This window comes from Draconibacterium mangrovi (genome assembly GCF_010586825.1).
GTDB classification, from domain to species: domain Bacteria; phylum Bacteroidota; class Bacteroidia; order Bacteroidales; family Prolixibacteraceae; genus Draconibacterium; species Draconibacterium mangrovi.
On the sequence record NZ_JAAAGB010000008.1, the window covers coordinates 200227 to 215859 of the forward strand.

Consider the following 15633-nt stretch of genomic DNA (forward strand, 5'->3'; position numbering starts at 1 on the left):
TCTAAATATTAATATTTCTTTTACTCACTTTTCAAGGCTAAATTCAAAGCAAAAGAAGTAAATTGATTATTGGTTTACTTGCAGTTTTATTGCATATTATTATACAATTGTTCCGCGAAAATAAAGCATGTGCCATCCGTGCAACATTGGTGAAATTTGACCTTACATTTTTCAGCAATTTTGTTTTCATTGAGTTGTTACCATGTGGAGAAAATGGTTCTTCTTATTTCTGTCAGGAATTATTTTGGATAAGACTAACAATTATTTCCTGAAAAAACAGGACGTAATAATTCAGGAGAATAAAGTAAATTCTTGAATTTGAATATCCCCGTGGCAAAGCCAGGGGAAATTATTAAATTATAAACAGTGAAGAATTCACCAATCATAAAATTGGGAATTTACCGAAACCGATTTTAAGTCATCACCGAAACCTGTATTCATTACAGATTGTAATTTCGTTTTCTATGCAGCTACGACAAAGGCAAAAAAGCGAAATAATCAATAAAATCAGATTGACTGGATTAGCTGATGTAAGCCTTTAGCAAAACCGCTCACTTTAACCAACCCTACAAAATCAAAAAAAACGTAAATCCCTCATTCCCAACTTGAATATATGTTGCATTTACGAAACATCTGTATCGACCTGCAACATTTGTATCGTTTTGTGCAATGATACTTCAAAAAGTTTACCCACGCATCTTATAAGTTTGACCGAGACAAAATCAATAACACAATAAAGGATCAAATTAACATGAATTTATGATTATGAAAAAGAGCAATTTGATTTATCGGCAAAGGAAAACCACCCTCCCCGGTAAATTTAAAACTAAATCAAAGCTAATCCTGTTGTTAGCTATTCTTTGCGTGTTTCAGGTAAATGAGGCATTTGCAGCACATGCAACACCCAAAACTCAGCGTGTTGATAATGATATTAAGTCTGAAACAGCCGCACAGCAAGAAAAGCGTATTGTTTCAGGTTTCGTACGAGACGAGCAGGGAGAGGCAATTCCCGGAGTATCAGTAGTTGTTAAAGGAACGGTTAATGGTACCATTACAGATGTAGATGGAGCCTATACGGTTGAGGTTTCAAAAGATGACATACTGATGTTTTCGTTTGTTGGTATGGCAAGTCAAGAAGTTGCTGTGGGACAAAAGAAAACGGTGAACATTGTACTGAAGAATGCCGACATGGAACTGGAAGAAATTTCTGTTGTAGCCTATGGTACCAAGAAAAAGGCAACCATAACCGGGGCAATTTCATCTGTGGGAACCGAAGATTTGGTAAAAATACCAACAGCATCAGTTAGTAACATGCTCGCCGGTTCGGTTTCCGGTTTGGCGTCGGTTCAGTATTCTGGACAACCGGGTGAAGATAACGCGAATCTTTATATTCGTGGTATTGCAACGCTTAACTCATCATCGCCATTGGTATTGGTAGATGGTGTTGAGCGTAGTTTTACACAAATCGATCCCAACGAAATTGCCGATGTTACAGTTCTTAAAGACGCTTCATCAACAGCAGTTTTTGGTGTAAGAGGAGCCAATGGTGTTATTCTTGTAACAACCCGTCGTGGAAAAACCGGAGCACCAAAAATTAGTTTGTCTTCTACTTTTTCGATACAAACACCTACTCGACTGGGAAAATACGTTGGTGCCAGAGACTACATGTTATACATTAATGAAACAGATATGAACGATGGCCGGTCTCCTTCGTTCTCGCAGGATATTTTGGATATTTATGAGGATCCAAACCGGAATAAGCTGATCTATCCTGATACCGACTGGCAAGACATGCTTTACGACAAATATGCTCCACAACAACAACACAATGTAAATATAACCGGCGGTTCGGAAAGAGTACGCTATTTTGCCTCGGTGGGGATGTTTAATCAAAAAGGTATTTTTAATGGAAACAAAGACCTCGATTATAACGGTAACTTTTCCTATCATCGAAATAATATCCGTGCCAATCTCGATATAGATGTAACCAAGAGTACGCTGGTTTCGGTAAATATTGGAGGACGAATTGAAAACCGTAATGAACCACAGGGATTTAATGATAATTTCTTTAATAACATTAGGGAGGCTAATCCGCTAAGTGCCGGTTTAGTTGATGGAGTAAATATTAAAGGGAATCCTCAATACATGATTATTCCAGGATCAGGAATGGACTATTATATACGTGGAGTAGACAATAAAACAACCAATGTTCTTAACCTCGACTTAAAAATAAAACAAGATCTTGATTTTATAACCAAAGGTTTAGATCTTAGCATTAAAGGTTCGTACAATAGTTATTATACGTACCAAAAAACCAGAACAACATCGCGTCCTTCGTATACCCCGTGGTTCCGTAAAGACATTCCGTGGTTGGATGCACCGGCAAGCGAAGAAGAAGGTGAAGAGGTAATCCTGATTAAGGAAGGTGATTATGGTGAAGTAAACTATACCGACTCTTACGGAAAAGGCAGAGATTTTTATATTGAAATGGCCACGAACTACAAAAGAAGTTTTGGCAGCCATAACGTGTCTGGTCTTTTAATGTATAATGCAAGCCGAATATTTTACCCTCCAAGCTATCCTGATTTGCCAGAAGGTTATGTTGGAATTGTTGGTAGAGCTACATATGATTACAAAAGCCGTTACCTCGCTGATTTTAGTGTGGGCTACAACGGTTCTGAAAAATTCCATCGCGATAACCGCTATGGATTATTCCCTTCTGCATCGATTGGCTGGGTAGTTACAGAAGAAGGATTTCTGAAAGACAATTCAGTAATATCCTTTTTAAAAATTCGTGCTTCGTATGGTTTGGTTGGTGCAGATAATATTGGCCGGTTCTTGTATTTGCCCGATAGTTATAAGTTTGGTGGCGGATACATTTTTGGAGGTGTTGCCGGTGGAAACAACCCGGGTGGAGCCTACGAAGGTTCTATTAACAACAAGGATGTAACCTGGGAAACTTCGCAAAAACAAAATTACGGTGTTGATATGCGTTTTCTGGGTGCCAGGTTAGCTGTAAGTGCCGACTATTTTATGGAAAAACGCGATGATATCCTTATCAAAAGAAATACCTTCCCGACTTTTGTGGCCTACAATCCTCCGGCTGTAAACATGGGTAGGGTTGACAATAAAGGTATGGAACTCAGTTTGAAATGGCACGACAAAATTAATGAGTTCAAATACAACATCGGGATAATTGGTTCTTACGCTAAAAATACGGTTGTATTTAAAGACGAAGTTCCAAATCCGGAAAATCCGTGGACACTTGCTACCGGCCATGCGTTGGGGCAACCATTTGGGTATAAATTCCTGGGATTCTATTACGACGGCATGTTAAACGACCAGGGGGTTGATGCCATTGAAACACAACCAACCTTAAAAGAAGGCGACTGTGTTTATGCCGACACAAATGGCGATGGCTCAATCGATGACAACGATAAAATAGCTATTGGTTATCCAAACTATCCCCTGTTTACTGCTGGTGTTACCACAGGATTCGAATGGAAAAAGCTCTCGTTTAGTATGACTTGGAATGGTGCTACAAAAGTATCGCGTGTGTTCGAAGGCGTATTGCGCGAACCTCTGGGACCAACCGGTAACCGATCGTTAATGCAGGAACAATTCGACAACCGTTGGACTCCGGAAACCGCAGAAACCGCAACTTTGCCTCGCGCAACCGTAACCGATCTTGCAAAAAACAGCCAGCTATCTTCCTTGTGGATAAAAGATGCCAGCTATATAAGATTAAAGAACATTCGGGTTGGATACGATATTAATAATGCCTTTCTAAAAACGATAGGTGTTAAAAATATGAATCTTTTTGCCGTAGGCTATAACCTGCTTACACTTGATAAATTAGGGGTTCTCGATCCTGAAATTCGTACGCAGGGTAAACCAACCTATCCATTGATGAAAGTATATAGTTTAGGAGTTAACGTTACTTTCTAATACCAGGTTTTAAAACTTTTAAAAGATTGAAAAATGAAATCAATACTAAAAAATATTTTACTTATTGGCGCCATTGCAACGGTCATCTTCTCCACGTCGTGTGTAGATGAGTTTCAAGTAGGCGACGATTTTCTGGTGAAACAACCCAGTACCGATGTTACCGAAGATACCATATTCAGCGATGCGGTATATGCCCGTAAATTTCTGTGGAATTCATACAAATATCTTCATTATGGTTTGGTTGATCCTACAAACTATGGAGCACAACTAGGCTCGGAGAGTTTGAATACACTGGCCGATGATTGTCAGAGTTTTCTAAACTGGGCAAATGGTACATCTTATTATTACAACGGATTGATGAATGCCTCGAAAGAGGGCTATAATTCGAAGTGTAATTACCGTGATAACAGGCGTTGGGATGGAATACGTGCAGCATGGGTTTTTATTGAAAATGCTGATCGTGTGCCTAATTTCGATACCGGCGAAAAAGAGCGTTTAATAGCCGAGGCAAAAATGATTATCGCTTGCAATTACTCCGATATGTTTCGTCATTTTGGCGGATTACCACTGGTAAAAAAAGCATTCCGACCTGCTGACGATACCAATATCGGACGGGCAACTGTTGAAGAAACGGTTAACTTTATTACCGGCTTGTGTGATGAGGCTGCCCAGGATTTGCCCTGGCAACTTGATGCCAGTGACATGAGTACATGGGCAGGCCGTTTTACAGCTGCTGCTGCTAAAGGATTAAAAGTGCGGGTATTGTTGTTTGCTGCAAGTCCCTTGTTTAATTCGTCAGACACCTGGTCGGGTGTAGAAAACGAATCAGTGTCAGCTTTGCATTCTTCATATGGGAATTACGATCAGCAGCGTTGGCAGAAGGTTGTCGATGCCTGCGAAGATTTCCTCAGGAGCAATGGTGGATTAACACCTGACGGAGGTATTTATTCACTTCACCAAAATTCAAACTATCGTTTGGCGTACCGTGAAGCCTATTACAACAGAAGCAATTCTGGCATGTTAATCTCATCGCGTCGCGAAGACAAAGCGCCATCAAAATGGAATTATAAATATTTCCCTACAATATGGGTTCGCTGGCATGGTTTGCAACCTACCCTTGAGGGATTAAATGCTTATCCAAAAGCCGATGGTACGCCATTCCTGGAAAAAGATATGCCTTGGTTAAAATCAAATGCTGAACAGCAGGAAGCATTGGATAACGGAACTTATGTTGATCCGTTTGCAAATCGCGATCCAAGAATTTACGAGATAGCCCATATCTCCGGAAAAAGTTATTATAACGGACACAAATTTGCGGGTTACATGGGAGGTCAGGACCGTGGCGACAAAGAAGACGGATCGCAGATTAACACCTCGAAAGGCTTTGCCGTATCTGGTTTTACCAACTATAAATTCACGCTAAATTTTGCCGATGAGTTCAATGGAAATACCATTCACTGGCCATACTTGCGTTTGGCAGAAGTTTACCTGAGTTATGCCGAAGCATTAACCATGGTTGGCAGGACAGCAGATGCCTACGAATGGGTTGATGCTGTGAGAGCTCGTGTTGGATTACCTGGTATTCTGGAATCGAATCCTGAGCGGAAGGCAATTGATGTAACACATCCCGATTTTAGTGTGGCTATTCCGGCTGATGAATTCCTGCTTAAAGAAATTTTGCGCGAACGTAACTGTGAGTTTACTGCAGAGGAAGTACGTTTCTTTGACCTGGTTCGCTGGCGTTGTGCTCCCGATTTCAGAAAACGTCTTACCGGATTGCTATTCTGGAGATATAAACAAGCGGATGGTACTATCGTAAACGATGATGCATCATTTGTTTACAATAGTTTTCCGATGAATAAGAGATATATTCAGGATGGAGAACAGGGAAAAGAACATGTCATTAAAATATACCCTGGTAACCAAGATTTTACTATATCAGCCGATGCACACGGAAGTATGTGGAATCCGAAATGGTATTTATCGGCTTTTCCTACCGACGAGCTAAATAAAAACTATGGATTAACTCAAAACCCAGGGTGGTAATCCTGTCAAACATTTTTAGATGTAATTGCCGGGACAAGTGAATCCATTAAAAAATGGACCATAAGCAATAGGCAGTTTATTGAAATAAAAATAAATGATAAACAAATGAAGAAGATATTTTTAAAATTATACTTGGGACTTTCTTTGTTGATTGCATTGCAGGCAAATGCCAATCCAACCGATTTAACCGGAAGGTTAACCGATGCGAAAGGAAATCCAATTTCCGGGGCTAAAATTGCTTTGGCAGGTAAGCCTTCAGCATATAGCGTTACAAACAAAGAAGGAGCCTATACAATAGTAGCTGAAGTTGGAGATACTGCATTGGTTTCAACGAGTGCACAGTTTTCTAAAAAAGTAGTTTTAGGTCAGCAACAAACAATTGTATTGGGCAAGGATGCATCTCCTGTAATTTACGGGACAGGAATTGTAAAGAACAATGCAGAATCAACAGCGGCAGTTTCAACAGTTTTTGCCGACAGATTGGAAAAATCGTCATCAAAATTGAATGTCTCAAATGCTTTATTCGGCGAATTGCTTGGATTAAGTGTACTTGAAAACAGTGGCGTTAATGAAGATAAAAGAGCCAGATTCAACATGCGTGGACTTGGTACTCCAATGGTATTGGTCGACGGATTTGAGCGCGATTATAACGACCTTACGGTTGAAGAGGTTGAGTCGGTTACTTTATTAAAGGATGCTGCATCCCTCGCAATTTATGGAATGCGCGGAAGTAACGGAGTTATTCTTGTTACTTCCAAAAGGGGAAAATATAATACAACCGAAATTGAAGCAAGTTATGACAGAAGTATAAATTTTGCAGAACCTTTTGTTCCCATGGTTAATGCTTATGATTACGCTATGGGTTTAAACGAGGCACTTGCAAACGATGGGCTTTCTTCACAGTACAACAATTACGAGCTAAATGCTTTCCAAACAGGAACCCAACCTTTGATATATCCCAATGTGAATTGGGCTGATGAGACTTTAAATAAGATCGCTCACTCGAACTCGCTAAATATGCAAGTACGTGGTGGTAGCGAGGTGGTTCGTTATTTTACCTCTATCGGGTACGATACCGATAAAGGCATTGTTGGTGTTGACGCACCCGATGCTTCTATCCCAAATCAGTTCCAGTATTCGAACCTGAATGTTCGTTCAAATCTCGATATTTCTATCTCAAAAAATACGCTTCTCAGCATTAATTTATTGGGTAAACTGAAAGAGAAAAGTAGCCCTATGTTAAGTGCAACCTCGCTGATGGAAACTATTTACAATACACCTTCGGCTGCGTTTCCTGTAAAAACAGAAAATGATGAATGGGGTGCAAGCACCAACTGGACAAAAAACCCGGTAGCCGACCTGGCCAATGCCGGTTTTTATAAATACCATACCCGTACTTTACTTGCTGACTTTACCGTAAATCAGAATCTTGATATTATTACGAAGGGGTTAAAAGCAAGAGTTAGCCTTGCTTACGATAGCGATGCCGTAATGTATGAACGTAAAAACAGAGATTACAGAACAGAAACCATCATTACCAGTTTCGATGAAGACGGAAATCCGATTGACATCGAGTACAACCAGATTGGAGAGAATGAAGGAAGTTATTCTTTTAGCCACTGGTTAAGTACACAATACCACAGAACAACTTTGAAGGGCATAATCGATTACAACCGGACTTTTGGATTATCAACTGTTAGCGGTGGTTATATTTACGAGCTTACCAGCCTTGTAAACAAAGGTATTCAGGAAACATACAACCGCATAAATAATTCGTTGTTTATGTCCTATGCGTACGATTCAAAATATTTACTTGATGCCTCTTTCACTCTGGCTTCATCAAATATATTAAATCCAAGACGTAAGTGGGGGTATTTCCCGGCAGTATCTGCTGCATGGGTAATCTCAAACGAGGATGTAATGAAGGAAAATGAAGTAGTGAATTACCTGAAACTGCATTCATCGGTGGGTATTTTGGGAAGCGACAATATGGATTTCGATGCTTACAAACAGGAATACAAACCGGGCTCAAACGTTCTCTTCGGAAACTTTATCGGCGCTCCTACCTTACAAATGGGTGCCTTGCCTGTAAGAAATCTTACCTATGCTAAAACCCTCAGTCTTAATATCGGTTTGGAAGGAACTCTATATAGAAATCTCAATTTCGAAGTTGAATTATTCCATAACAAAGTTTACGATATTCTTACCGGGATTGGCAATATTAATTCATCAGTGTTGGGTGTTAATCCTGGGTATGCGAACGATGGAGAGAGAACTTTTAAAGGCTTCGAGTTAGGATTGGGATACCATAAAAATGTTGGCGATTTTAAATATGCCGTTAATGGTAAATTTACTTTTAACCGAAGCAAAATCGTTAACATGAACGAACGTTCGTGGAAGAATGATTTCAACAAAGCTACAGGCCATTCCGTTGGGCAGATATTCGGATACGAAGCTGAAGGTTTTTTCAAAGATCAGGCAGATATCGACAACAGCCCGGTACATACTTTCTCTGAAGTACAAGCAGGCGATATAAAATATAAGGATCAGGATAAAAATGGTGTTATCGATCAATACGACAGGGTTGCCATTGGTAATAGTTCATACATGCCCGAACTTTATTTTTCATTCGACATGAATATGGAGTATCGCAACGTAGGAATGAGTTTCTTGTTTCAGGGTGTTGGTAACTACAGTGCTATACTTAATACAACAAGTATTTACCGCCCTCTGGTAGGAAATAATAATATATCGCAGCATTACTACGATAACCGTTGGACAGCTACAAATCAAGATGCATTGTACCCGCGATTAACTACCGAATCGAACGAAAATAATGAACAAAACTCTACCATTTGGCTGCAGGACCGATCGTATCTGAAATTGCGCAGTGCCGAAATTTATTACAACCTGCCTGAGCAACTGGTGAATAAAGTTAAGCTGGATAATGCCAAAATTTTTGTGCGGGGTTACAATTTGTTTTCAATTGATAAAGTTGATCTAGGCGATCCTGAAACTCTTGGAAAAAGGGATATGAATGATGATGAATCAACAGGTATTAGTTATCCCTTATACAGGACTATTAACCTTGGGGTAAAAATTAGCTTTTAAGCAAACCAATTAAACGAAGAACCTTAAATTTTAGAGTAATGCAAAAAAGAAATTCAATATTACTGTTGTTGGGATTATTTTTAATCTCACTCTCTTCCTGCGAAGATTTCCTGGAATACAGCGAGTCTTCCACTTTGAATAAAGAGTTGGCCTTTAGCAACATGGAAAGAGCAACAAAAGTAGGGCTTAACAGCTATACTTTTTTACAAGACAACTTCGGCGGAGCAATGCGTTCATCGGCATGCGACGAATCGCAATACGTTTGGGCCACCAATTCAATTCACCGATACTACAACGGCAGTTGGTCGGCGTTTACTACAGTCGACGATCAATGGGAGCATTATTACAAAGGAATTCATGCCTGTAACGATTTCCTGGAAAATGGAGCAGACTTAACGTTTGACGAATATAGTTTTCAGGAAAATTTTAAAAACGAATATCAAAATTTCCAGAATCTGAAATGGGAAGTTCGTGCTTTACGTGCCTACTACCATTTTGAGCTGGTTAAACGTTATGGAGATGTTCCTTTAGTAACCAATACGTTGACTCTTGCGAGCGCAAACAACGTTACACAAACACCAGCAAAAGAGGTTATTAAATGGATTGCCAACGAATGTCAAACGAGTTACCAACATCTGCCCGAGTCGTACGATTATACAGGAAACCCATATGGAGGACAAGCCGGACGTGTAACAAAGCTCTTTGTAAAGGCACTCGAAGCACGCGCTATGTTGTATGGCGCAAGTCCATTATTCAATGAAGGTTCCTACGATAATGAACTTTTACGTTCGTCGGCAAAAGCCTCATTAAATATAATTGAAGAAATGGAAGGCAAAGGCGTAAGCCTTGCAAATATTGCTTATTCCGACTTGTGGAATTCAGATGGAGACAAGCATGTAAAATGCCCGTCGGTTATTGCAAAAATAAGAAAAGGCGCTAGCAATAATTTCGAACGCGAAAACTTCCCAATTTCAGTTGAAGGAGGAAAAACAGGCAATTGCCCGACTCAAAATTTGGTAGATGCCTACGATATGCAATCCGGATTTACTTATGATCCTGCAAATCCGTATGCAAACCGCGATGAGCGTTTGGCAGAAACAGTAGTTGTAAATCAATCGGTATGGGCCTATCAGGATACCATGGATATTTCGGAAGGCGGAATGGCTGGCTTACCGAATAAAGGAGCTACTCCTACAGGATATTACCTGAAGAAATTTGCTATGGGAAACACCAACCTGAAACCAACTGGTACAACCCAGCATAAAATGATCTGGATATTGTTCCGGTTAGGCGAAGTTTATCTGAATTACGCCGAAGCTGCAAGTCAGCTCAACGGAGTTTCAGGAACCGACGGTGACCTTTACATTTCGGCGGTTGATGCGCTAAATAAAGTGCGCGCGCGTAAAGGATTAACTATCGATCCGATTTCTGCCAACTTGTCGTTATCTGAGTTTATTTCGAAATACAGAAAAGAGCGAATGGTAGAGCTTGCATTCGAAGATCACCGTTTTTGGGATATTCGCCGCTGGGAAATCGGCCCTTCATCGGTGATGATTAAAACCATGAAAATTCAGAAGGCTGTGGAAGGTAATTTTACGTACCAAATTCAGGAAGACAATTCAACTCGTGTTTGGGATGATAAATACTATTTCTATCCAATTAACCAAAAGGAATTGGATGCCAATAAAAATCTTAATCAAAATAAAGGCTGGTAATAATTAATTCGTAAGTATGAAAAAAATAATTAATACAATAATGGTATTGGCAGCCAGTGCAATAATCATGTTCTCGGGCTGCAACAAGGATGATCTTCTAATAAATAATGTCGATATTGCTCCTGTTCCGTTAAAAATGGAACTATCAAAAAATGTAATTATTTCGGGAGATAGCCTGATCTTACAATTTAGTGTAGAGGGTAATGGCGATATGACTGCCAACAAAGATATTCCAATCACCCTTTCTGTTTCCGACGAAAATGGCCAGGACGCATCGGAATATTTTTTGGGTTTTACCAAAACAATTACTTTTCCTTTAGGCGAAAAAGTGTTTACAAAAACGTATCAGCTCAGTAAATTACAAATGCCAAAGCAAGAAGTTACTGTCAGTGCCATATCAGAGGCAACAACTATTTCGAATAACTCTGTAGCATTAACTATTTCAAACAATACGCTGAGTAAAATGCTTTCGTTCAAAATTGGCGATGAAGAAGTTGCTGTTGAGGATGGAACTACAACCGTGCATCTTTTAGTGCCAACAGGAACAGATTTAACGAACCTTGAGCCTGTGGTTGTAGTTTCTGCCGATGCCACGTATGAACCTCAAGGTCCGCAGGATTTCACCAGTCCGGTGATATATACAGTTACAGCTCAGGATGGAGTTACTTCGCTTGAGTACACGGTTACTGTAGAAGTAGAAAAAAGTACAGATGCTTCTTTAGAGTCGTTAATTCTTGGAGGCTATGTGGGTATTATCGACAATGATAATTCAACTGTAATAGTAAATGTACCTGTTGGAACCAATACTGCAGATTTAACTCCTACGGTTATTCCTGCCTTTGGTGCAAGCTTCCAAATTAGTGGAAATACCTGTGTGGTTACTGCTGAAGACGGAATTCATACCAGTAACTATATGATTAGTTTTGTTGAAAAAGCATTTGTTCCGAAAATGGTATTGGTTGAAGGCGGAACATTTACAATGGGTGCCGGTGGCGATGACGCTACGTTCGAAGCTACTATTTCAAGAGATTTGTATGTAAATATTATTGAAATTTCCTGGGGACAATACAGTGAAGTACTTGGTGCCGACAGAGGTGCAGTTTGTGGCTGGCGATTCAAACCAATTGGCCCCGACGTGGCTATGCAGAGTGTTACTTTCTTCGATGCTGTTGATTTCTGCAACGAGCTGAGCAAAATGCACGGCCTCGATCCGTATTATGAAATAAGCGAACAAGTGGAAAAAGCTGATGGAAATCTGTCGGATGCTAAAGTAACAATCATTAATCCGGAAGGAAATGGATACCGGATTCCAACTGAAGCCGAATGGGAATTTATTGCCCGTGGAGGAAATAAGTCTGAAGGGTATACTTACCCCGGAAGCGATGTTATTACTGAAGTAGGCTGGGTTCAGGAAAATGCTATTAAAACCTATAATAACTGGGGAAGTCCATTCCCGGGAGGTCTTTTAAAAGCGAACGAATTAGGAGTTTACGATATGTGTGGAAACGTAAGAGAATGGTGTTGGGATTGGTTTGGAGATTATCCCGGGTTGCCAACAACAGATCCTACGGGACCAGCAAGTGGAGAAAACAAGACCACACGCGGAGGACAATTCTGGAGTAAAACAACCGGAGAAACTGCGGTTTGGATGCGTGGCAATCCTTATGCTCCTGAAACATCGAGGTACGACATTGGTATAAGGGTAGTTAGAAATAAATAACATAGCAGAGAAGGTAGATAATTGAAGAGTTGGTGATCTTTACAGACATCAACTCTTCGTATTTATCAACATGTTTAATTGTAGTTACAAATTCGGGAATACAATCAAACAAGCCTTCTTGCTTCGTGCTGTAATTTTAAAGTTAATATTAGCCGTTTAAAAATAAGGTATGATTCTAGCAAAAAGTAACAACATAAAGGCGATCTGTTTTTTCGTCATTATTTTTTTTACCATATCAAGCAGCTATTCGCAACAACCAGTTACAATTACCGAAGAACACCGAAGCAGTTATCCATCTGTTAAAAACCAATTTACGTATTCAGCACTTGGGGGGGAAACCGGCACAACTTCCGCCATAATAACTGCTGCCAAAACCGAGGTAGCTGATCTCAATATTGTTCTGGAATCAAACGGAATTGATGTGAGCGGTAATGCCATTCCCAAATCAGATCTTTTAAATGGAGAGAAGATGCTGGCATGGTCGAAAAATATGCAGGCACTCGCTTTGGCAGCTCAAACAAATACTCCTGATCCGCAGGCAAAAACCGCTCTTATAAAACTAACAAAACACCTTTTAAAACAATGTAAGATTAATGGTTGCGATGGTAGCGGTATGTCGGGCCGAGATTATACTTTTTATTGGGAAATGTGGAAAGGCTGGTTATGTGCGATGCCTGTTTTTCAGACATACGATGCATCTGTAGAAGGATCAGAACTGGCTTTGGAGGCATTAGCTTTTATTAAAAAAGTGTATAATTATGAGGCGATTCATGCAAATCCATTCGATGTTAATGACCTGTCGTATGCAACCGGCGATTTTATTTACACCCATACCCGGTTTCTGTTTTGTATGGCTGCATACAATGCAACGGTTGATGAACAAATAGAAGACTATATTCGTATTCAGCGTTTGTACGAAAATTATGCGGTACCCCGCGATGGAGGAATTTACTACGGAAGCGGGATTTGGATCGATGGCACATTTGCACACCATGGATCGGCACATTCGAGTTACTTTTATCAGTTACGACAGTGGATCGACGATATGTGGAAAATGAGAAGTACAGCTTTCGCAATCAGTCTCGAAGCCTATAATAATATTGCAAATGGAGTGTATTCATTTTATCTGCAAACGACCGATGGAGCAGCATTGGCAAGTACGCTTGGCGGAAGAAACCCATTAAATTCGGTCAGAAACTGGATGCTTGCACCGTCGTATTTTATTAATCTTGTAAAAATGGGTGGTTTGCTAAAAGAAAATCAGGCCTTCGATCCGGAAATGGCTGCCAAATTTAACTACTTAACCAATACAAGACATACTTTCGATGTCCCGGCCGAAAACCTCGATGGCTTTCATCAAATGAATTATTCGGGAATGGGATTGTACAGAGGTACAACAAATGGTAACCGGTGGGTAGCCACAATGCGCGGTTTTACCAGTAAAAACTGGGGAGCTGAATTTATTAATAGAATTAATACATTTGGTCGCTATCAAAGTCACGGCGTTCTGGAAATAATCTATTCAAACGACAGCTACACAAAAGAAAACTCGGGCTATCCCAGCGATTCTAAAACCTGGGATTGGAATGTGATTCCCGGAACTACAACTGTTCATCACTCTCCGAACAGATGGCACAGCATCCAGGTTATTAACAGCTCGTCGTTTTCGTGGCAAAAAAAGAATTTTGTTGGCGCTCTTACCAACGGTGCAAGCGGAATATTCGCAATGGATTACGAAGAAGATCCGGTAAATGGAGGATGGGGCAAGTCTTACAATGTAATCGACAATCTGAAATTTAAAAAAACGGTATTTTCTCATAACAATATTATGGTGTGTCTCGGCTCCAATATTCAAACGGCACCAACCACTTCCCGACCGGATGATAAAGTTTGTACCAACCTGTTTCAGTTTGTATACGAACCGGTAGCCACTCCTAAAGGATTGTACCTTAATGGTTCCAAAGAAATAGGTGGTACCATCGTTTCATCAACAAATTTAACAGGTAATAACTGGCTTATATCTCCTTCCGCGACAGGTTATTATATTCCTGAACAAAGTGGATCTCTTGAACTGTATAAAGGAAAACAGTCGGTACCACAATGCGATGTTTACCCACGTAACAATTCTGCTACGGAGGCAACATATGCCGATAAAATGGTGAGCCAGGATGTTGCAAAATCGTGGATAGCGCATCCTGCCGGAACCAGTAAATACGAATTTGTAGTTGTTCCGGGTACTACTCCTGCAGAAATGATGGAGAAAGGGAAAAAGCTGGGGAGTGGAAAAAGTGTTTACTCCATCGTTCAACAGGATGAAGTGGCACATGTAGTTAATTTCGATGATGAGGATCTTAATTGTTATGCAATTTTTCAGGCAAGTACTAATTTGCCGTCCCCTCTTGTTTCCGCTACAAAACCTTGTTTAATTCTTGTAAAACCTGTTGAAGATGGCTACAATATTTCAATTTGTACGCCCGATTTAAACCCTCAGATTAATTCGGTGGTTCGACCCAAAGGATGGCTGGCCGGAGAATCTCTTATTTCCTTTAAAATTAAAGGATATTGGGAATTAATGGATGCAACAGATAAAGTTACTGTAACTGCACGTGATGCTTCTACAACTACTGTTTCTGTTATTCTTCAGCATGGGTTAAACGAAACTTTTAAGCTAACGTCAACGCCTACTTCTATAATCAATAATAAAAGCTTTCAAGATCGTAAGCTTTTGGTTTACCCTAATCCTTGCGAGAATTTCATCAGGATAAACGGAGATTTTAACACAGCGATGCAATGGGAGATTGTGAACCTGGCCGGTCAACTTGAAAAATGTGGAAAAACTATTTCGGATGTAGCTATCGATGTTTCATCCCTTAATTCAGGAGTGCATATAGTTACTGTTAAGAATCACGGTGAAAGAAAGAGTTCTTCAGCAGTGTTTATAAAAAATTAGTACCGGCTAATATTACGAGGAATTAAATTCGGACTATAACAATGTGGTAGAAGATTTTAAACAGAAACTAGTGGAAGTAAGACAAAACAACCTGAGTAAAAGTTATGAAGAACGCATTTTGAATTACCATCCAAAAAATAAAC

At 40.0% G+C, this 15633-nt stretch carries 6 protein-coding genes; all 6 read left to right on the forward strand.

Translation table 11 applies throughout. The features are described from left to right. The first annotated feature begins 765 nt into the window (after window positions 1-765). The 6 genes from G4420_RS18435 to G4420_RS18460 all read left to right on the forward strand — a co-directional run bounded on the left by G4420_RS18435 (window position 766) and on the right by G4420_RS18460 (window position 15490). On the forward strand, window positions 766-3948 hold the full coding sequence (locus tag G4420_RS18435; protein ID WP_163325415.1) for a SusC/RagA family TonB-linked outer membrane protein: 3183 nt from the start codon (window positions 766-768) through the stop codon (window positions 3946-3948). A gap of 33 nt (window positions 3949-3981) precedes the next feature. After that, window positions 3982-5994: a RagB/SusD family nutrient uptake outer membrane protein gene (locus G4420_RS18440; RefSeq protein ID WP_163325416.1), complete on the forward strand. Its 2013-nt coding sequence runs from the start codon at window positions 3982-3984 to the stop codon at window positions 5992-5994. A gap of 105 nt (window positions 5995-6099) precedes the next feature. Next, window positions 6100-9105 carry a SusC/RagA family TonB-linked outer membrane protein gene (locus G4420_RS18445; RefSeq protein ID WP_163325417.1) on the forward strand — a complete coding sequence of 1002 codons (3006 nt, stop codon included), beginning with the start codon at window positions 6100-6102 and terminating at the stop codon, window positions 9103-9105. Between the two features lie 38 nt (window positions 9106-9143). Then, window positions 9144-10820 carry a RagB/SusD family nutrient uptake outer membrane protein gene (locus G4420_RS18450; protein ID WP_163325418.1) on the forward strand — a complete coding sequence of 559 codons (1677 nt, stop codon included), beginning with the start codon at window positions 9144-9146 and terminating at the stop codon, window positions 10818-10820. A 16-nt stretch (window positions 10821-10836) separates the two neighbouring features. Next, window positions 10837-12540, forward strand: a complete 1704-nt coding sequence (locus G4420_RS18455; RefSeq protein ID WP_163325419.1) for an SUMF1/EgtB/PvdO family nonheme iron enzyme — start codon at window positions 10837-10839, stop codon at window positions 12538-12540. Window positions 12541-12709: 169 nt separating this feature from the next. Next, on the forward strand, window positions 12710-15490 hold the full coding sequence (locus tag G4420_RS18460) for a polysaccharide lyase family 8 super-sandwich domain-containing protein (protein ID WP_163325420.1): 2781 nt from the start codon (window positions 12710-12712) through the stop codon (window positions 15488-15490). Window positions 15491-15633 lie beyond the last annotated feature (143 nt).